Source organism: Flagellimonas sp. S3867 (assembly GCF_014698935.1).
Lineage (GTDB): Bacteria > Bacteroidota > Bacteroidia > Flavobacteriales > Flavobacteriaceae > Flagellimonas.
In genome coordinates this window covers 1018925-1039194 of the sequence record NZ_JACVMN010000002.1, presented here as the reverse complement: position 1 = coordinate 1039194, position 20270 = coordinate 1018925, and the positions used below count along the sequence as shown (strand labels likewise).

Sequence of the window (20270 nt, the reverse complement as noted above, 5' to 3'; positions counted from 1 at the left end):
TAGAATTAGAAATGTATAGCTCCAGAACATCTAAATAAGGGGTCAAAAAATTAATACTTGTATTGACCCTTAACAGGCTAAAATGCTTAAAACCAGTATGAGATACTGTAAAGCCACAAAGAGAACAACGAATGTTTATCCGGCATTTCTTTGATAAAAACCTATTAAACTATGTTTGAGCTAATTGAACCGAGGAACTAATATACTAAATCGATAGCATCCAATTGCCTTACACTTGATAAAACATATTTCTACCCTAAGAAAACGATTTGGCCCTACGAAGTAATATGTTAAATAAAAAAAGCCTCTCGATTTCTCGAAAGGCTTTTGTTACTCTGCTCCCCCTCTTGGACTCGAACCAAGGACCCTCTGATTAACAGCGTCGCCGAATGGGGTACAAGCAAATTTCAAAAATCACATATTTTATTGATTATCAGTATTTTAATAAATTTTATTGCCAAACAAAATCAATTGAAATCAACTTTTTGCGTGCAAATTGCGTGCAAATTTTTTTATAACTTATGTTCATGAACACGAGCATAAAACTAAGTTTGGACACCCGTAGAATGACCCAAAATGGATGTTTCCCCATCATTTTGAGGCTGACCCATTTTAGAAAAACCACTTCGATAAAAACAGGCCATTATGTGCCAGAGGAATACTGGGATAATAATAGATGTAAAGTAAAAAGAAATTTTCCAGACGTTGACTCAGTTCACCTGATGAATACTCTTTTATTAAAAAAACAAGTTAAGGCGCAGGAGGTTATAAATAAACTGGCCGATACTGACCAACTAGATAGACTTACTGCCAAAGATATTGCCGATAAAATTGTCAATAGAAAACGGTTAAACTCCTTCTATGAATTTGGTCTTAAAAAGGCTGAAGAGCTTAAAAAAGAAAAACGAATTGGAACATCCAGAAATTACTCGGGAATCATAGGCAGATTAAAAGGATTTACAAACAACAGGGATTTAAAATTCAATGAGCTCAACATTGAATTCTTAAAACGATTTGAACGGCACCATTTATCAAAACCGGGCAATTCTGTTAATGGAATAGCATCTTACATGAGAACAATAAAGGCAATTTACAACAAGGGCATCAAGGAAGGCATGGTTGATGAATCCTTATATCCTTTTAAGTACTACACCATTAAAACAAAACCCACAGAAAAAAGAGCAATTAAAATTGAGAGTATAAAGAAAATACTCGAAATGAAGGCGGAGATAGGTTCCAAGCATTTTCACTATCGAAATTACTTTGTCCTCTCCTACCTCATGTTAGGCATGTCCTTTATTGACATGGCTTTTTTGAGAAGGGAAAATATTATCGATGGTCGTGTCAAATTCCAAAGACGGAAAACAGGAAAACGCTATGATATAGTTATTACAAATCAGATCAAACCCATAATTCAATACTATATGGATTACCCCAATCCTTCTGGTTTTTTATTGCCCATCATCTATCGAGACACACTAGAGTTGCAGTACAAAGATGCTCAATGGGAACTGAGAAGGTATAATATTGGACTAAAAGAAATAGCGAAAAAGTGCGGTATTGAAGAACGTTTGACCTCTTACGTATCAAGACATAGTTTTGCAACACATGCCATGTTCAAAAAAGTTCCTTTAGAGGCAATTTCCGCGATGATGGGACATAATAAGTTAAGTACAACTCAAATCTACCTGAAATCGTTGCCGAGCAATATACTCGATACTTACCAAGCAGAACTTAACTCCATATAAAATCAGACTACGGTATGTCTCCGGTAACAGGGATTGCGATGGAATCTTTATTTGATGTTTAGCCGACTTGTTATAGTATATTATGTTCTTTCAAACAATACATTTTATTGTTCACCTATCTGGAATTTTATTCCAGATAGGTGATTACAATTATTTTCTCGGAATCCATAAATTACCCTGAAAAGGATGGTCAACCGGGGTTTGAGCTAAATGATCCATATAATTGGTCATCACCTTAAAACCTACTATTGTGATAACCTCAAGCATGGCCTCTTTTGTATATCCTGCATCTAAAAACTTACCGATATCTTCATTGGTAACCTGCCCTCTTTTGGTAGTTGTTGCCTTTACATATTCACTTAGGGCATTTAATTTTTTATCTGGCAATTCCCTGCCCTCACGCAAAGCATCAATATTCTCTTGGGGTACCTTGTTCATCTGCGCGATACTGGAATGTGCGGCCATACAATATTGACAATTGTTTTCATAACTTGAAGCTAGGAAGGCTATCTGTCTTTCTTTTGCCGTCAACACACTATTCTTGGTCAAAAACTTATCCCCTTCCCAATATGCATACAACAAAGCTGGATGATTGGCCATTAATCCCAATAGATTTGCTTCAAATCCTTATGCAGCCTTAGCAGCCTTCAATATTGGCTTTGATGCTTCCGGTGCATTGTCAATTGTTCTAATTTTAAATTCTACATTTTCTAATGTTTCCATTTTTCTTGTTTTTAATATTACTTCAACCTTTACTTATTACTAAATCATTAATAAAATGTTCTAAACAGTCCATCGTGATAGATCATTCTTAAAAGTTCATTACCACTCCAGCTCCATTGGGCTTTAACACAAGTCGCCAAGCAATCCTCTTTTTTGCTTCTACTTTTTCATTACCGGATAAACCGCCATAACGTTTGTCCAAATAGTTGTCAATGGCCTCCACAGTAGCAACGCTTAATGCAATGCTCAAGGCAATATCCGTTAACCAATGGGCACCATTCCATAGACGTGTAAGTGGTGGAATACTACCTAATAAGTAAATCCCTCCTTTTAACCATGGGTTTTTAAATTGTTTGGCCAATGCATGTGCATTGCTAAACGCAAGTGCTGTATGTCCAGATGGAAATGAATGAAAATCTGAGTTTCGTTGAAAAGGACGAAAGTCATTTTTGTTTAACCCCGATCTTGGTCTAGCTCGACCGACTATCGATTTTGATATTTGTTGTAGAAGACCAGTGGCGGTTGCAGAGGAAATCATTAATACCCCCGTTCTTCGAATCTTATCATTTTTGGATAGAAGCCCGGTGAAATAAACTATTCCATTAAATGCATAGTTGTTTTGTGGGTTACCATAATACCAGCCGTAATCTTTTATCAGATTAGGGATGTGTGATTCTTGTTTTATAAACCATCTATCCGCGTCGTCGTCAATGGCATATAAGCCTATGGTTCCAATTATAACTCCACCAAAGAGCCGAAGTTGATTCTCCTCCCACGAAAAGGGCCGTTTATAAGCATACCCAACACCTCCAATGATACTGTTTAAATCATAGGTGAATTTTTTCCAATTATTGTCCTCAGCTAGATTTTCATTTTTGATTTCTTGCGACGATACCGCTGTTATGCACAACCATATTACGGTTAATGTCCTGATGCATTGGATATTCATGATAGCGTGTTATTTTTTAGGTTCCCAGAAGAATATCAGGTACTCGAGATGTTACGGTTTCATTTTTTAAGCCTAGCTCTGATTCCACGTATCATTTCGATAAGCTTTATTCCCACATAGTATGCATACAATTGTAGGTTTGACCATGTTTTCCAGATGACGTCGTTGCTAAATCCCATTTCACCAATTCTTATTTAAATATTGTTGAAGCTTCTTTCGTGCTCTATGGAGCAATACCCAGCAATGTGCACGGCTTATTTGTAGTTTATCGCAAATGGCTTCCGTGCTAAAACCGTTTTGTTTAAGTTGCAATATTTGGTGTTCCCGTGTAGATAGTATTTCCATACCTGAATTGAGCACCAATTTCAAATCGTTCTCATTCATGCTATCAACTATTGGATCATGGGTGTTCTCAAACCGTTGATCAAGTTTTCTTGAAGAACTCAACCTTGATTCAATATTCTCACTGACAGAATACCTCATGCTTTTATTACTTCTATAATGGTCCGCTATTTTGTATTTTAAAATAGCAGTCAACCAAACCCGTTCGCTTGAGATCCCTTTAAACCGATGTGCTGACTTTAAAGCGGCAAGAAAAGTATCCTGAACGAAATCTTCCACCATGTCTTGTGGAAGTTTCTTATAGGCAAAACTGAAAAGATATCCTTTGTGGTTGTGTACCCAATTTTGGGGTTCTAATTGTCGAGTGGAATGATTGGATTGCATAATTGTTTGATCTATTGTAATTGGTAGTTTTTTATTAATTGAAGTCGCTCAAGTATGACTAAAGACTATTGTCAGCAAAAGGACGGACCCTTATTATGCTCTGTAATCTTTTGTTTGTTTTAAGATGCTCTATTATTGACGGGCATTGGACATAAACTTCATATTCCATCCTTCGGGCATGAACAGCAATTCGCTCAATTAGTGCATGTATAACTTCCTCAGCTAGATATTTGGATCTTTTTGTGTTCAGCAGCAACAATTGGTTTTTATCAGCAAATCGGTATTCTATGGATGCTGTTTGACCATTGAGAATAAACTCATAAAACAACTGGTTGTCCTTACTTCTAAAAATGAGTGGAATAATGGCATTTTCATACATGATTTCTAATTTTTGCGTTCATATTCTACCTTATAAAAGTCCCTAGTTTTCACATTGTAATTATGGCTAATTATGCTATTCTGTTGTTAAATTGATCTTGTTTTGACATGGGATAAAATGTTGGTTGCTCGATTTTAACTTTTTGAAAAAAGGACAAAAAAAGAGAGTAGATGATTTATCTACTCCCTCTCTTTCAAAGACACCATGAGCTACAATAATGCTCTCACTGTTTTTGGTTTTTAATAGTTCTAGCTCTTGAACTTTTCCATTGTTTTCCAATTCTTGTCTGCTTGGGAGATATGCTTGGTTCTGCCATCTTTTTCCCAAACTTTTACAAAATCGCCTTCTACGTTTCTTGTAAACATGTAGAGTTTTCCATGTACCACTCTGAATCTGGATGGATCCGGTTGGAATTTTGCCCCCAAGGATACTGCAAAAGCACACCAACCACCATATTGTGGCTTGTATTTTGCAGGATTTGCATCAAAAGTTTCCTTCTGTTTTTTGTTGGTGAAATAATAGGCCACCCCATCAAAAGTAGATTTGTGTTTCTTGTTACCCAGCTCTGCCTTTCCCATATCGATATAGGAAACTGGGCTATACCCCTCCAAAGCAATTTTACTGTCGTCAATGCTGTAACTATGGGATTGAGCAGAAAGTACTCCAATACCCATAAACAGAAGAACAACTAACCCACTAACTTGTTTGATTAAATTACGATTACTAATAGTTTTCATTTGATATACATTTTAATGTTTAATATGATTTATAAGTAAAAGTATATCGGTACGTCAACTGAAAATTTAGCGTATTAACCTTATTATTGGATACTTGCTCTTTTCTATTTGGAATTTTATTTTCTTGCTGGATCATATTCGTTTATTGAGCTAAAATATCATTGCGGAATCATTAAAATTGTGACTACAGTTAATCAAAAAACAATCAATGTTTCTGAAACAAAAAAAGCAGAATGTGAATACATCCTGCTTTGGCTCTTTTTACAATGATTACGGGTGATAGCTATAACAACCTTTCTGATTCTGAAATTGATATATCATTAATGCTTGCATACCTTTTCTGCATATATCCATCTGCATCAAATTCCCAATTTTCGTTCCCATAAGCTCTAAACCATGCACCCGATTTGTTTCGATACTCATATATAAAACGAACCGCTATTCTATTATCGGAATGTGCCCAATATTCTTTTTTCAGTTTGTATTCCAACTCGTTTTCCCATTTATTCGCCAGAAATTTTTGTATTTCTTCTCTCCCATTGATGAATTGGGAACGGTTGCGCCATTCACTATCTTTTGTATAGGCCATGGATACTTTGATTGGATCTTGACTGTTCCAAGCATCTTCAGCGAGTTGTATTTTTAGTTCGGCACTTTGCTTATCAAATGGTGGTATTGGATTTTTTATCATTTTCATTACCTGGTGTTTTGGATCTATTTCATTCAAATAATATTGGTCGTCCGGACAACCGTTCTAACAACTAACTCAACCTACATTTAAACTCAATTTCAAAGCGCTTTATCAATGAGTCAAAATATTATAGAACAAAACTCCGCTATTTCATTTGTGCAATACGTTTCAATTATGCTTTTATATTGCATAATTGCGCTTTGCTATCGTCAATCTCTGTGTATTGTCATTAAGCACCATATAGCTCTCGATAAAATTGGTGGAAGATTGATTTTCGGCAAAAATTAAAGGGACATACACTCTTCAAGCTAGCATAATGCTTAAAGGAGTTGTTGAAAAGGATACCTATTCTCGAAGCAAAATGACCTTGCTTTAGAACATAACCTAGTCGGTGGAAGGATTAGGAGTAAATCTAAGGTAGGAAGCTTCCTCTGAGGCTTTATACGGATACAACTTTTTGGCTTCCTCATCACTCAAAGCAACATCAACTATGACATCATCACCTTGATTCCAATTTGCAGGAGTCACAACCTGATGTTCACAGCTAAGTTGAAGCGCATCTATTACCCTAAGAATTTCATCAAAATTTCTACCTACTGACATCGGATAGGTCAAATGCAACTTTATCTTTTTGTCAGTACCAATAACAAAAACCGATCTAATGGTATGCTTTGAAGAGCTTCCTTGATGGATCATACCGTATAATTGGGCAATTTCGGCACCTTCATCGGCAATTATAGGAAACCCAATTTTGACATTCATTGATTTTTCTATCTCCAATTTCCACCCATTATGTGATTCCAAACTATCTACACTTAGTGCGATCGCTTTCACATTTCGTTTGCTAAATTCCTGTTCCAATTGGGCAACGGCACCCAATTCGGTTGTGCATACTGGAGTATAATCCTCTGGATGGGAAAAAAGCAGACCCCAAGAATCCCCTAACCAATCATAAAAATCAATAGGCCCACTTGTGGTCAATGCCTTAAAATTAGGCGCATTGCTTTCCAACCCTAATTCCATTGTAAACTTCTGATTATAAGTCCTAAATTAACATAATACTTTATATTTAATTTATATTTAGAAATAAAAAATTCAAATAGTCAAATTTGGTGGAAATACGTGCAATTATAGTGGATGATGAGGAACGTCATCATAGTGTTCTTGGGAAAATGCTGAAGAATTTTTGTCCAGAAATTATTGTTGTAGGAAATGCCTATTCCATAAGTGAAGCGATTCCACTAATTGAACAGAACAAGCCGGAGCTCGTATTCTTGGATATTGAAATGCCAGGAGGTAATGGCTTTACAATTTTTGATCACTTTGAAGAACCCCCCTTTCAGGTAATATTTACCACGGCCTTTGACCTGTATGCTATAAATGCTATAAAATATGCGGCACTGGATTATTTATTAAAGCCAATCAACATTCAGGAGTTAAAAAATGCGGTTACCAGAGCGGAGAAGGTACTTGCAAAACAAAACAGGGAGAACATCGAGAAAATACAGGCACTAAAATCCAATATTCAACTAGAGGATAGGAGTTTAACAAAAATTGCCTTAAGATCTTCTGAGGGAATTGATTTTGTTGAAGCCAAAGATGTGATCCGGGTGGAGGCCAATCAGGTATATTCAAATTTTTACCTTCAAAATGGAAAGAAAATATTAGTGTCCAAACCATTGGGTGAGTTTGAAAGCATGCTGGAATCCTGCAATTTTTTCAGGGTACATAAATCCCATATGATCAATCTTGATCACATTTCAAAATATGTTAAAGGCAAAGGAGGTTATGTGATTATGAAAGACGGTTCAAATGTTGATGTTTCCGTTCGCAAAAAGGACAAATTTCTAAAAAGGTTAATGTAGATCATTAGGGAAACATAGTGAAACTGCTGTTCCTGCAGGCGTATTAGAATCATAAATATCATCAATTTCCACCTTAAATTCTTTCATTTTTGCATCGAGATTAAGCAATTCCAGCCGAGCTTCTATATTTGACATGGCGATGGATTTATGCTTTTTTAGATTGATCTTTTCAGCTTGCTTTCTCCCAATACCGTTATCGGTAATTATACATAGTATCCTATTGTCTTTTTCTTTGACCAACAATGTTAATTTTCCAATTCGGTCAACTTTTCTAAGGCCGTGGACAATGGCATTTTCCAAATAGGGTTGAATAATCATTGGAGGGACCATTAAGTCTTGATAATCATCGATATCCAAAATAATTTCAAAATCAAATGAGTTGTTGAACCTGGTGCGTTCCAATCGCAGGTAGGTTTCAAGAAATTGTAGTTCTTCTTTCAAGGTAATGTATGGCACCAAAGAATTTTCAAGGTTTTGCCTCATTAATCCAGCAAATTCAGAGACATAATCTATTGCTTTTTCTGTTTCATTTGTTAGAATGAATTCCTGAATTGATGAAAGCGCATTGAAAATAAAATGTGGATTCATTTGTGAAGACAACATCTTCATTCGTGCTTGTAATGCCTCTTCCCGTTCACTTTTTATCTGCTTCTGGTGAAAACGGGAAGCAGAAATCACAGATGAAACCCGAACCTTAAGAACCAGATGGTTTATCGGCTTACTTATATAGTCCTGTGCTCCTAAGGCAAAACATTTGGTTAAAGTGGTGTCTTCATCTTCACCAGTTATAATTATTACGGGAAGATCCTTATACTTCGGATGCTTTCTAATTTCCCGTAACAAATCATAGCCGCTGATTCCAGGCAAGTTCACATCCAGCAATATTAAATCGAAGTGTTGCCTCTCCAGTCGCTGGAAAAGGAATTCACCTTTTGGTATAAACGAGATGCTAAATCCTTCTTCGGCCAATACGTGATTGACCTGTTCAAGGACTTGACGGTTATCGTCGACCACTAAAATGTTAGCAACGTTATTGGGCATTTATTGTATTTGATATGAGTGTTCTCAATGCTTCATCGTCGCCCGAGTAGATTGCTTCTTCAAGTTTATTGAATTCATCCGGGGGCATGATTGAATTTAAAGGTTCAGCGGCTACAACCAGTTTTTCTGTTTCAAAAATCGGTAGTTGACCAAGTGATTGGAATGCCTCATCCATAATGCGCCTTTCTTCTTCACTCAATTTTTTAATTGCCCGATTCTTATTTTTATCGATATCCGCAACCAGGAATTTTTTCAATACCCTAACCAGTTCAGGAAACTGAATCGGTTTGGTAAGATAATCGCAAAATCCAGAATTGAGAGCAATTTCCTTGTGTTCCGTAAAGGCATCTGCCGAAAGACCAACAATAGGAATTTTGTTGTTCATTTTGCGAATTCGTTTTACCGTTTCAAAACCATCCATGTTAGGCATATGTATATCCATGAAAACAATATCAGGATTGTATTTTTCACTGATCTTAATTCCCGTTTCACCGTCTTTTGCCAATATTATCTCTGACCCCAGTTCAGCGAAAAGTGCTCGGATCATTTCTTGATTCATGGAATTATCTTCCACCACAAGGATTTTTTTGTAATCAGGAATTTTGAAATTAGAAATTGAAGCTTCTTTTTCATCAACCCATGAGTTTTTAGCTTGTTCATAGGGTAGATAAATCTTAAATGATGTACCCTGTTCAACCTGACTTTTAACTTCAATCCTTCCATTTAATATTTCCACCAACCTCTTCGTAATGGTTAAACCAAGTCCGGTTCCCCCAAATTTTCGGTTAATCCCCGCATCTGCCTGAATAAATGGGTTGAAGATTTGTTGCAATTGACTTTCAGGGATTCCTATTCCTTCGTCCTCTACAGAAAACACAATCCAGGAATCTTCATGTTGGACGTTTACATATACATTCTTGTTTTCGGGTGTAAACTTGATGGCATTACCTATTATGTTCATCAATATTTGCTTAAGCTTGCTGCCATCTGTATGAATATGTTTGGGTACGGTTGAATTGAAATTACTTATGAGACTGACTTCCTTTACCTTACCTATACCCTTATTGATTCGGCACACAGAAGTAACAATTTGATTCAAATCGACATCTTCCTTGCTAAGAGAAAATTTCCCCGCCTCAATTTTGGAAAGGTCCAGAATATCATTGATTACTTCTGAAAGTGATTCAGCACTTTGATGAATATTACTGAGGTATCGTTCAAACTTCTGGGTCAATTCCAAATCCTTGCTTTGATTTAAAAGAATCTGCGAGAAACCAACAATAGCATTGAGTGGTGTTCTTATTTCATGACTCATATTGGCAAGAAACTGTGTTTTGGCAGTATTGGCATTATCTGCATCGTTCTTTGCGTAAAGCAGATTTTTTTCTGCCTTTTTTCTCATTTCAATTTCCTGCTGTAAGTGCTCAGTTCTTATTTTGATACGATCTTCCAATGCTTCATTTACTTTACCCAATTCCTCTTTGGATGCAGACAGTTCCTGATTCAACTCCATGGATTGCTCGTAGAGCATCGTATTTGTTATTGAAATTGCAGCTTGCGAAGCAATAATTCGAAGCACTTCTAGGTCTCCCTCCGTAAATAATCCCTTTACTTGACTGTTTTCTAAATAAAGTACCCCTACAAGGTCTTTTTGCTTCAATAATGGTAAAATGACCAAAGAGGATATCCTATTCTTTCTAAAATAACTTTCCTCAGGATAATTGTTTTTCTTGATATCATCAATACTAAGCTCCCTGGTTGTGGAGATTACATGCTCAATAATGTTAACAGGCAATTCGTCACATTCATGTAATTCAATTTCAGAAAAATCGGAAGCTTTCTTGTTATTAGTACTAACTATGGATTCTAGATAAGGGGTGTCATTTTTAATAAGTATGAGAGCACCCTTGTCTGCGCCCGCATTCTCCATTACAATATTCAATAATTGCTGCACAAGGCTTTCCAGGTTCACTTCTGCGGAAATTGCCTGTGTAGCTTTCAAAAGACTCTGAGTATCAAAACTTGCAAGTGCAGATTGTTCCTTTCGAATAAGGTTTTGCGGTTTTTTACTTGAATTTTCAGCCTGGATCAATGTTCCCCAATCTTTATAGACCCTCTTTATCTCGCGCCGTAAATACTTTGTCAAAAAACCAAAACTTTCTTGGGGCATTAATTTGTTGCCTATATGACATAACAACACCTTTATACTTATTAGACCACCTTTTTCCGCCCACTTTAATCCTTCCTCAAGTCTTATAACCGCTGTTCGGAAATCATCCTTGCACAGACTTATCAAAAAGCAAACAAGTTCATATTCGGCTTTAAAATTCTCCGGGATTTTTTCCGACAATGGCCTCATTGATTTTTGGATTGTATCCAGTTCTTTTACCAGATTTTCTTTGGAAGAATTTCCCAACATCATTTGACAGACCACTCTAAGCACATTGTTCCTAACAGCTTGGGGCTGAGTTGTGGTCAACCCAATGAATTCTTCATTTGCATTCAATAAATAAAATGCTTTTTCGTAATCCCCTTTTAGGCAATAAATTAAACTCTTAAAAACATATTGCTCGGCTAGAATAAAGAAACATTTCTTTTTTAATAATAAGTCAACTGCTTTTCTATCGGATACTTCAATTTCATCATCATTCTCATCTTGCAGAATTGTCAAGCCATTCCTGATCAGCGTCAATTGAGCCCCAAAACATTCACTGTAACTTACAGGCATAATTTCGATGGCTCTTTCACAATTGTTCAACGCATCAAATAAGGCAGTTCCAGACAAGAGCTGATTTCTAACACTAATTCTACACAGCTTATTTAAGGATAGATAGTCCCCGGACCTCACGTATGTGGACACCCTCTTTTCCAATTCTTGCTGAAGTGACAAAAAAGGCTCATTGAAATGACCAATTAGATCATAATAACATAGAATTGTTCGGTTAACATATTTGTCCGATTTCAATTGATCCAAGATATTCCATCCTGCCTTGGCAACCTTGATTCCCAAATTGAATTCTTCAAATTTGTGTATCAACAGCGAGCCCAAGTGTACCAAAGCAAATGATGATGAATCGGCCAGTCCTTTATTTATGGTATGATTGGACATTTTAAGTACCGTCCAGATATATAAATCTTTGTTGACATAGGCTGCAGATGTTGACATGTTTGCCAAAACGTTCATTAGAGAAATATCAGATTCATCACTCATCCGTTCCTTGAAATCATCTTCCAACGTATCCGATTCCCCGGCAGTGTTCCTAAAAGCCTTGTACTCAGTGTCAATTAAATGAGCTAGATCTTTGCTATTGGCAGAGATTTTCTCTTCAAACGGAACGTCCAATAAAGCAAGTATCTCGAAACCAACATTTATACTTTCCTCATATAGTGCAAAGGCTTCATAAAAATCAAGCGTCAATTGAAGTAATTTGATTTTTTCACTTCTATCCTTTGCCAAGGACTTTGCACGAAACACTAAATTGTTTCCTTGTTCAAAATCGTTCATCAGAAAATACGCTTTGGCTAAGCCATAGAGTAATTCAAATTCATAAGTTGGAATCCCAAATTTTTCTGCCAGCTCCAATCCAAATTCCAAAAACACTTTCGCAGAATACGAAGAGTTGGAAGCATTGGCCAGATTTCCCGCTCTCACTATCAATCCCATTGATTTCTCTACTGTATGCCTTGTCAGTAGGTCCCTTGAATTTATCAAATGTTGCACAAGTTGATTCAATTCAACAGAGTGCTTGATGCCGCTGTTTTGAAGTTTATACAAGGCGATTTTGTGGTGTAATTGATCACCATTGTATTCAAACCCGGGGATTTTTAAGTCTAGTGCAACCTTTTGAATTCTTTTATGATTGAAAACAAAAGGGCCATGACTGGGATTTAATTTAGTCAACAACCCTGCTTCTGATAAAACATTTAGAAGCAAATTGATAATTTGAGGAGAGGTAGCACTGATTTCTGACAGCATGGACATATCAAATATGCCATTGTTATAAGCTGCTATTTTTAACAGTACCTGAGCTTGATATGATTGTAGTCTAATTTGATGCTCAACAATTCCGACAACATTTTCCGTTACATCCTGCAATTTTACTTGGCCCAGGCTATAATCCCATTTATTTCCCTCACGATTGAAATATAAAATATTGCTGTCGTAAAGCGATTTAACCAAGTTTTTAATATGGTGGGGATTCCCATGGGTTTTGTTGTGAATTATATTTGACAAATTCCGGATGGATTCACTTTGTTCGGAAAGCATTGCTGACACCATCTTTCGCGTAGCGGATTTTGATAGCTCTTTCAGTTCAATTGTATGTGAATGCCTATCGGATTTTAAAATTTCATTTTTAAAACGCAGCAAGGGATGATCATCCGTTAGATGTGTCTTGTTATAGGAAAGCATGAACATAACACCAGAGATTTGTGAATTTATCAGGTGCTTTATCAAGTTCAATGATGGTTCGTCACACCATTGTGCGTCATCAAAAAACAGAAGTCGTTTTAATCCCAATTGACCTAATGTGCCACAGTATCTCACAAACACATTTAAAAAACGATTTTGTGTTTCTATTGGATTTAATTTTTCTGGAGAGTCCGTGAACCCTGTTAACTCTTTTAGATCAGGTATCACATCAAACAGAAGCGAGAGGTCAGTTCCGACCCCATTTTCAAAAATTTCACTTAATTCTGAATGACTACGACCGGTTTTCATCAAAATTCTCCTTACTATATCCTGGAATGCCAAGTGAAAAGCTAAATAATCTGATGATTGAAATTGATCGGAACAAGCATAACAGAATGATGCCTCTGAATCTGAAACAATATCTTTTAACTGATTGCCCAGTTTTGTTTTTCCCAATCCTTCGTCAGATTCAATAAATATTATGGAAACCGCACCCTCTCGAACTTCTTCATAACACTCGGTCAATTGAGCCAACTCTCTATCGCGCTCGTATAGAAATGTATCTAAATTTAATGCTCCTGGATTATGGTTCACACTTAATTCGGATAATTCTGGATGATCGCTGGACTCTAAATGTGTTTGTATTGTAACTAGATCCTTAATAATGCCAGTGGAAGATTGATATCTTTCGGATGGATTCTTACGTAACAACCCCGAAATAATCTCATAAATCCCTGTACTGCTCCAATGACAATCTTTGGATGCTTGGTAATTCTTGGTCAAGTGTTGATGCATTATGCCCTGGACATCAGCCCCATCAACGAAGTAACCGCCCGTCAACCAAAAATCCAATAATATGCCCAAGCCATAATAATCAGCTCTATAGTCTGGATTATGGTTTGTCCTTGAATTGAATTCCGGCGCTATATAACGATAGGCCAATTTGCCGTGCTCCGTTAAACTTAGACTATTATATCCTTTTCTAATGTCGCCTAAACCAATAATGATGAGATTCCCGTTTTCATCAATTGAAAAACGTTCCTCATGCATAATTCCAAAGCAATACCCAGCTTGATGAACAGCGGAAATTGATTTAGTCACCAATAATGCCAAATTCAAAAAGCGGCTGAATTCAGATTTATTCTCAGGAGCTGAAAACAAATTTTCTTTGGATACAGGTATAGTATAGGAAAGTCTATGACCGTCGGAAATAGCAATGTCCCGGATAGAAGTATATTCAAAAAAGCCAAAATTCTCCAGCTCTTGTATTACATGCGGATCAATTTCTTCATTCAGATTTTCTTCGACCAAATACCTGTTGGACTGAACATCTTTCCTTAGATCCACATGCAGTGTTTTCGGCGCTATCATAGCCTTTCATTTAGACTTCAAAGTAGTGAATTTATAATAAAACTAGGGTACGTTAAGAAGTTTAACAGCTACGTTAAGAAGATCGTTTTTGAGCGATCATGATCTCATTTTGCCTCTTTTTCAAATGATTTCCGCCAGATCCTACGCTTATTAGAAAAGTGCCTACGCTTATATACTTCCACTGGGAATGCCCTTAAAGCTATACTAGTTTTGAATCAATGAAACGATAAACCAGACATTCAATAAATCTACTACCATGGAATACGTAAAGAAACTTAAAGAGATTATAAAGGAGAAGCAAACAGTAAGAACATTGGCTCACAGGAAATCCGTTTTTCTATTTCTAATAAACAATCAGGGAAATGGGCAAAAATCCAATGCAGTCAATAAAGATTATCAATTTATCTTTCAATTGGAGGTGGCAGATGCCCGTACCACAGAAGGACCTTTAGTCCTAGGAATATACAATGGTGTATTTGGTAAGATGGACTTGGATCTTAATTATAACAGCTTTCAAAAGCAATCTTTTTTAGATGATGCCCTAAGCAACCAATTGGCCATATACTTAACTCAAGAGCTTTTATACCGTCCTTACGATGATAAATGGTACTTGGAGAATATGGTGATCACCATAGCTGACTATTTGGTCAAACAGACTTCACGGAATCTCTCCAACAATGATGAACTAAAGATGGGCATAACCCCATTCCAGATGCAGAAAATAAAGCATCATATCACTGAAAATATAGATCACCAAATAAGTACAACGGATTTGGCATCATTGGTAAAGTTAAGTGTCCACCATTTTATTCGAATGTTCAAGAGGACTACAGGAGAAACCCCACAACAGTTTACGAAACGATTGAAGATGCAGCGCGCAAAAGAATTGTTGTTGTACTCTGAAGACAATATTATCCAGGTTGGCATGGGTGTTGGTTGTGACAATGCAAGTCATTTTACCCAACTTTTCAAGAGCAGTTATGGAATAACGCCTTTGAGATTCAGGAAAGCACATCGGCAAATGGCGCTTGCTGCATCATAATCCTATGTGGTCAACTATTAAACAAGAGGATATGGAGTACTATGGAAACAGTCGCGAAATGAACAAAAACAAGTTCAAAATGGTCAATGTTGAAGAGGATTTTACCATGCTCATGAACCGGATTAAAAGTCATATTGAAGAATCAAAATCCGATTGGATCATTTGTTTGAATTAGACTCGAATAGAAACTGATTGTTTGGATAAAGAACTTAATCATCAAAGAATTTATAACTATGAAAATCAATGAGATAGTAGCAGCAATTCCCATAAATGACGTGATTAGAGCTAAAGATTTCTATGGGAACACGCTTGGCTTCACACTGGATTTGCTAAGCAAAAGCTTAGATATGTACTGGGCCAAGAAAGGGAATGGAAAGTTTCTTCTATATAAAAGAAACGATAAAAACAAGGCAGAACATACCGCTATTAGTTTTACTGTTGAAAACATTGAAGAAGCTATAATTGAGCTTGAAGAAAAGGGTGTGGAGTTTTTTGAATCCCAAGGGAAAAAAATCTACAATCTCGACGGTAGCTTGTCTGCTTGGTTTCAGGATTCAGAAGGAAATAACTTGGAAATAAGTGAAAGGCCCTAAGCTTCCCCTAGCTTATAAATATGATAGTATTACCATTCTATATGCGCAATAAGAACCTGTTCACTTTATAAATAAAAGACCATGAATATCATAAATACAATATCAAACAGCCTAGCAACATATTTTCACAGTAGGTTGAAGAAATCCTATCGAAAAAGCAAGAATTACAATAACAACAACTATTGTGATCACAGTGCCCAATCAGAATTTTATTGTGACGAAAATGGTTGGTTTGTTTGAAAATAGCAATAATCATTTTAATCTCGAGCTTCTACAAAACTTCCTACCCTAATTAATTCCCTTCCATGAAAATCACCTTTGGACATCTCCTTAGGTGATTTGCCATTTTTACCTCTACAGACTTCGAAATCAAAGAGTCAATAATCAAAGAGCGATAATAGAACATCCCAGCCAAGATTGCACAATTCTGGCCAGTTATACGGCCTACTTTTGGATTAAATAACAATTAGGATGTGTCCGAAGGCATGTTCTCAAAAGCGCAATAAAATGTCGCTTTAAAACATATTGAAAATCAAATAATCGTTTAACGTAAAATCAAGAAAAATGAAAAACAGATTAACAAAAACATTATTAATTCTAGCTGTAATAATGGGCTCAAGTTTCAAATTGAGTGCCCAGATACCAGACCCAGGATTCAAAGTTGATGAAACTACCGCAATTGTAATTACTGACCCTCAAAATGACTTTTTAAGTCCTCAAGGAGTCACATGGGGTGTTATTGGCGAAAGTGTTATGAAAAATAACACTGTTGAAAACTTGGAGACATTGTTCAAAATTGCAGAAGCCAATGGAATCAAAGTATTTATTTCTCCTCATTATTACTATGAACATGACCATAAATGGCAATTTGAAGGAGCACTTGAAAAATTAATGCATGACATAGGTATGTTTGACCGTGGGGATCAATTGAACAAAAAAGGTTTTGAAGGGTCTGGTGCCGATTGGTTACCCCGATATAAAAAGTACATCGACAAGGACTTTGTTACGGTGGTTGGTCCGCACAAAGTATACGGTCCTGAACAAAATGATCTTTCTCTTCAATTGAGAAAACAGAAAATTGATAAGATTGTTTTAGCAGGAATGTCAGGTAACCTTTGTGTAGAATCACATTTAAGGGAACTACTGGAAGATGGTTTTGAAGTAGCTGTTGTTAAGGATGCCACTGCTTCCGCAGTTGCGCCTGGTTACGATGGCAATACAGCTGCAGAAATTAATTATAGATTTGTGGCTAGTCACGTATACACCACCAAAGAATTTGAAGCTCTTTTTAGATAGATTAAATTTTTGAAGGGATAATATTTTGATATCGAGGGACGGGGATAATTTCTCCGTTCTTTTTTATAAAATCAAACCCAATAAAAAAGCAATATATCCTAAATAGTATCCCCAAATCAAATATGTTTTACAATCAAAGAGGCGAACGTAGCAAGGCGAAGTGCTGCAAGCGTCCCAAACCTTACACAAACTAATTTACTGAGCGAGGCAAAAGTTCCATTAAAAGCAAAAATGGATCAATTTTATTCTCTTTTTTTAGGGCTTTCGAGACGTTTTGACCCAATTCACAAAAAACATTGATTGGAAAACGGTTAGTTCACTGTGTTCTTGAACCAACCAAAAAAGCATCATTTCTTTATTCGTGGTTTTTCTGTTTTTACTGTAAACTTTTTCAATGTTTTTAGGGGTTTCAAGGGTTTTTACAGTAAAAAAATGAAAATTCATTCATGAGAATGAACTGACTAAAGCCCTAATTTCACTGGCCTTTTGGCCAGAAATTGGACAACGTAGCACCGGCTTGCCGTGCTACCCTCTCGCTTTACATTTCTCGTCCTGCTGGCAGGACAAAAAATGTAAACACTGGGTGCCTTTCACATCAACCATATTTATCTAAAACATTGCAAATTTCATTGATTCTTAAAGTTTAAAGAAAATGAGAATGTTGGACATAAAGTATGAAGTTGTTTAACATTAATTGAAATCAAAATGCTATAGAAACAGAATATGAGCATCGAACTGTCCTATAAAAGAGAATTAACAATACTACCAAAAGAGACCGTGTTTGGGACTCTGTAGATTAAAGGTTATGGCATCAGACAAAGAGACCAGTAAAAAGGACCATGTTTAAAGACCCCCTCTTTAATTTATAAAATACATTTTAGAATGACTATTTTAAATTTTTGAACAAAGAATCAACTAATTCATAAACGTAAAAAGAAGGCATAGCCTGTGAAATGCAGTATGAAAGCACTGTATTGGTACTTGGACTGTATCCAATGTAAGTCCCGTAAAATCCATAATGACCATAGTAGGTTTCTCCATTGTAAATAGATTTATAAACTCCAAGTCCGTAAGGCAGATGATCCTTAATAGTTGCTTTTGCCTTTATCATTTTTTGTAATGATTTTTCTGAGATCAGCTTGTTATCGAACAAAGCCTCCATAAAAGTAGCCAAGTCTTGATGCGTACTTACCAATCCACCCCCTGACCAATCAAATGAAGTGTTCACACTATTGAAATTGATGGCTCCTACATATTGATGTATCCGACTTTCCTTGGTTTCAGTTGTCTCATAAAACTCGAAATAAGTGTCCTTTAAATCTAAGGGATGCAGAATCCGGTCACGCATGGACTGGGACAATAATTTTTCATCCAATTTTTCAATTAATAGGCCCAACAGCACATAGTTCATATCGGAATAGTGCCAACCTTCATCAGGTTTGAATTTGGCTTCTTTGTTGAGCCCGTATTCAAAATATAAATTGACAATGTTTCTTGGCCGATACTGTTGTTCAGGTTCCCTCATAACCATACTGAAGAAAGCCTCCTGCCTATCATTAAAAATATCTGCCAGACCACTTCTGTGGGATAAAAGTTGTTTTATGGTCATTGCTTTCGAAAAACTTGTACTCCTCTGGCTCAAATTCGTCGAATCCTGATAAAAATGAAAGTCATCCAGTCGCAAAAAATCCATATCCTTTAGGTAAGGATACATTTTATCCTCAAGCTGGAGCTTACCTTCTTCCTCAAGTTGCAATATTATCGTTGCTATAAATAATTTGGTGCTACTTGCAATTCTAAATAGGTCCGTAGTCTTGGCTTTCTCTCCATTTTTTCGCCGCAGTCCGACGGCTTCGTCTACAATCACGCTATCATTGGTTTTTACATAAACGGAAATGCTATGCACAGGGTTCTCTGATGAGGAATCAAGTTTACTCTCCAATAACTGATTGATATCTTGTGCATTGGCGCAGAACATAGTGCCGAACATGACTAATAATATATATTTCATAATATCTTACTTAAATGACGTAGGACTTTAAATACCCACGGTTTTGAAAACCCAGCTTATTGTAGATAGGTGAACCCAATTTTGAAGCCACCAAATGCACTTGTTCGCTTTTATTTTTAGTTGCTTGATACAATAAATGCTCTGTCATCGTTTTGCCCAGACCTAAACCTCGGAAGCCCTTTCTTGTCCCTATCATGTGCAACCCGGAATCCTTGTTGGAATCCAAAAACAGAATTCCACAGCTTACGTAGTTGTCTTTGTATCTCCCAATAAACAGCGTCGTCCTGTTTTCACCAATAAGTCCTGAAAGAGAAGATGGATAAATGTTATAACCAAAAGCCTCTGAAGCAATATTGGTAAATACTTTGATATCTTCTTGGTTTCCGACCCTGTCAATGTTCTTTGATGCTGAAAACGACATGGAAGGTTTCAACAGCAAAGTCATTCCGTCTACAATAGAACTTATTTGAAAACCTTTGTTTTCCATGTCCTCCCCAATGCCATCTCCTTCTTCCACAGCAATCGAATGGGGCATTCCTTTTAATTGGATTGTTTGCTTCAGTAGTCCGATATCAGGATTTGCCAAGTTAAATATTCTAGACGGCCAAGTTAAATTTTTCGCCGAAATTGTGGAATAACCACCATCACATGAAAAGTAATTTCCGGCTTCACCTAGGTATTTCCAAA

The 20270-nt window shown here is 36.5% G+C and carries 17 protein-coding genes; 6 read left to right on the top strand and 11 right to left on the bottom strand.

Going from position 1 to position 20270, the window contains the following annotated elements; translation table 11 throughout:
- Positions 1-527: 527 nt before the first annotated feature.
- Positions 528-1748: a site-specific integrase gene (locus IAG46_RS12440; protein ID WP_190810670.1), complete on the top strand. Its 1221-nt coding sequence runs from the start codon at positions 528-530 to the stop codon at positions 1746-1748.
- Positions 1749-1898: 150 nt separating this feature from the next.
- Here IAG46_RS12440 and IAG46_RS12435 read toward each other — a convergent pair whose 3' ends face one another.
- The 7 genes from IAG46_RS12435 to IAG46_RS12405 form a co-directional block, all read right to left on the bottom strand.
- Positions 1899-2348: a carboxymuconolactone decarboxylase family protein gene (locus tag IAG46_RS12435; RefSeq protein ID WP_190810669.1), complete on the bottom strand. Its 450-nt coding sequence runs from the start codon at positions 2346-2348 to the stop codon at positions 1899-1901.
- Positions 2349-2559: 211 nt separating this feature from the next.
- The gene (locus IAG46_RS12430) at positions 2560-3420 is read right to left on the bottom strand and encodes a phosphatase PAP2 family protein (RefSeq protein WP_190810668.1); all 861 of its coding nucleotides are present in this window, start codon (positions 3418-3420) and stop codon (positions 2560-2562) included.
- A gap of 180 nt (positions 3421-3600) precedes the next feature.
- The gene (locus IAG46_RS12425; RefSeq protein ID WP_190810667.1) at positions 3601-4146 is read right to left on the bottom strand and encodes an RNA polymerase sigma factor; all 546 of its coding nucleotides are present in this window, start codon (positions 4144-4146) and stop codon (positions 3601-3603) included.
- 58 nt (positions 4147-4204) lie between these two features.
- Positions 4205-4525, bottom strand: a complete 321-nt coding sequence (locus tag IAG46_RS12420; protein WP_190810666.1) for a hypothetical protein — start codon at positions 4523-4525, stop codon at positions 4205-4207.
- Positions 4526-4773: 248 nt separating this feature from the next.
- A complete protein-coding gene (locus IAG46_RS12415) occupies positions 4774-5262 on the bottom strand; it encodes a YHS domain-containing (seleno)protein (RefSeq protein WP_190810665.1) in 489 nt (162 codons plus the stop codon).
- A 283-nt stretch (positions 5263-5545) separates the two neighbouring features.
- Positions 5546-5959: a nuclear transport factor 2 family protein gene (locus IAG46_RS12410; protein WP_190810664.1), complete on the bottom strand. Its 414-nt coding sequence runs from the start codon at positions 5957-5959 to the stop codon at positions 5546-5548.
- 378 nt (positions 5960-6337) lie between these two features.
- Entirely contained in the window at positions 6338-6976 is a 639-nt protein-coding gene (locus tag IAG46_RS12405; RefSeq protein WP_190810663.1) for a peroxiredoxin, read from the bottom strand.
- Positions 6977-7065: 89 nt separating this feature from the next.
- Between IAG46_RS12405 and IAG46_RS12400 the strand changes: the two genes are divergently transcribed.
- Positions 7066-7818, top strand: a complete 753-nt coding sequence (locus IAG46_RS12400) for a LytTR family DNA-binding domain-containing protein (RefSeq protein ID WP_190810662.1) — start codon at positions 7066-7068, stop codon at positions 7816-7818.
- Here IAG46_RS12400 and IAG46_RS12395 read toward each other — a convergent pair.
- Both IAG46_RS12395 and IAG46_RS12390 read right to left on the bottom strand, forming a co-directional pair.
- Positions 7810-8859 carry a response regulator gene (locus tag IAG46_RS12395; protein ID WP_190810661.1) on the bottom strand — a complete coding sequence of 350 codons (1050 nt, stop codon included), beginning with the start codon at positions 8857-8859 and terminating at the stop codon, positions 7810-7812. The two genes, IAG46_RS12400 and IAG46_RS12395, sit on opposite strands and share 9 nt — an antisense overlap.
- Entirely contained in the window at positions 8849-14641 is a 5793-nt protein-coding gene (locus IAG46_RS12390) for an ATP-binding protein (protein WP_190810660.1), read from the bottom strand. Before IAG46_RS12390 ends, IAG46_RS12395 begins: the two co-directional genes overlap by 11 nt.
- 256 nt (positions 14642-14897) lie before the next feature.
- Between IAG46_RS12390 and IAG46_RS12385 the strand changes: the two genes are divergently transcribed.
- The 4 genes from IAG46_RS12385 to IAG46_RS12370 all read left to right on the top strand — a co-directional run bounded on the left by IAG46_RS12385 (position 14898) and on the right by IAG46_RS12370 (position 17572).
- Positions 14898-15683 (top strand): helix-turn-helix domain-containing protein, encoded by a 786-nt coding sequence (locus IAG46_RS12385; protein WP_190810659.1) that lies wholly within the window; start codon positions 14898-14900, stop codon positions 15681-15683.
- Positions 15684-15714: 31 nt separating this feature from the next.
- The gene (locus tag IAG46_RS12380; protein WP_190810658.1) at positions 15715-15858 is read left to right on the top strand and encodes a hypothetical protein; all 144 of its coding nucleotides are present in this window, start codon (positions 15715-15717) and stop codon (positions 15856-15858) included.
- Between the two features lie 58 nt (positions 15859-15916).
- A complete protein-coding gene (locus IAG46_RS12375) occupies positions 15917-16276 on the top strand; it encodes a VOC family protein (protein ID WP_190810657.1) in 360 nt (119 codons plus the stop codon).
- A 564-nt stretch (positions 16277-16840) separates the two neighbouring features.
- On the top strand, positions 16841-17572 hold the full coding sequence (locus IAG46_RS12370; protein WP_190810656.1) for a cysteine hydrolase: 732 nt from the start codon (positions 16841-16843) through the stop codon (positions 17570-17572).
- Between the two features lie 886 nt (positions 17573-18458).
- On the opposite strand, the gene IAG46_RS12365 is transcribed toward IAG46_RS12370, so the two are convergent.
- Both IAG46_RS12365 and IAG46_RS12360 read right to left on the bottom strand, forming a co-directional pair.
- Positions 18459-19583, bottom strand: coding sequence for a serine hydrolase (locus IAG46_RS12365; protein WP_190810655.1), 1125 nt, complete (start codon positions 19581-19583; stop codon positions 18459-18461).
- Between the two features lie 10 nt (positions 19584-19593).
- A complete protein-coding gene (locus IAG46_RS12360; protein ID WP_190810654.1) occupies positions 19594-20118 on the bottom strand; it encodes a GNAT family N-acetyltransferase in 525 nt (174 codons plus the stop codon).
- Positions 20119-20270 lie beyond the last annotated feature (152 nt).

Coding starts and splice junctions, on each gene's coding strand:
- IAG46_RS12440 (WP_190810670.1), top strand. CDS start 528: ATGAACACGAGCATAAAACTAAGTTTGGACACCCGTAGAATGACCCAA.
- IAG46_RS12435 (WP_190810669.1), bottom strand. CDS start 2,348: ATGGCCAATCATCCAGCTTTGTTGTATGCATATTGGGAAGGGGATAAG.
- IAG46_RS12430 (WP_190810668.1), bottom strand. CDS start 3,420: ATGAATATCCAATGCATCAGGACATTAACCGTAATATGGTTGTGCATA.
- IAG46_RS12425 (WP_190810667.1), bottom strand. CDS start 4,146: ATGCAATCCAATCATTCCACTCGACAATTAGAACCCCAAAATTGGGTA.
- IAG46_RS12420 (WP_190810666.1), bottom strand. CDS start 4,525: ATGTATGAAAATGCCATTATTCCACTCATTTTTAGAAGTAAGGACAAC.
- IAG46_RS12415 (WP_190810665.1), bottom strand. CDS start 5,262: ATGAAAACTATTAGTAATCGTAATTTAATCAAACAAGTTAGTGGGTTA.
- IAG46_RS12410 (WP_190810664.1), bottom strand. CDS start 5,959: ATGAAAATGATAAAAAATCCAATACCACCATTTGATAAGCAAAGTGCC.
- IAG46_RS12405 (WP_190810663.1), bottom strand. CDS start 6,976: ATGGAATTAGGGTTGGAAAGCAATGCGCCTAATTTTAAGGCATTGACC.
- IAG46_RS12395 (WP_190810661.1), bottom strand. CDS start 8,859: ATGCCCAATAACGTTGCTAACATTTTAGTGGTCGACGATAACCGTCAA.
- IAG46_RS12390 (WP_190810660.1), bottom strand. CDS start 14,641: ATGATAGCGCCGAAAACACTGCATGTGGATCTAAGGAAAGATGTTCAG.
- IAG46_RS12385 (WP_190810659.1), top strand. CDS start 14,898: ATGGAATACGTAAAGAAACTTAAAGAGATTATAAAGGAGAAGCAAACA.
- IAG46_RS12380 (WP_190810658.1), top strand. CDS start 15,715: ATGGAGTACTATGGAAACAGTCGCGAAATGAACAAAAACAAGTTCAAA.
- IAG46_RS12375 (WP_190810657.1), top strand. CDS start 15,917: ATGAAAATCAATGAGATAGTAGCAGCAATTCCCATAAATGACGTGATT.
- IAG46_RS12370 (WP_190810656.1), top strand. CDS start 16,841: ATGAAAAACAGATTAACAAAAACATTATTAATTCTAGCTGTAATAATG.
- IAG46_RS12365 (WP_190810655.1), bottom strand. CDS start 19,583: ATGAAATATATATTATTAGTCATGTTCGGCACTATGTTCTGCGCCAAT.
- IAG46_RS12360 (WP_190810654.1), bottom strand. CDS start 20,118: ATGCCCCATTCGATTGCTGTGGAAGAAGGAGATGGCATTGGGGAGGAC.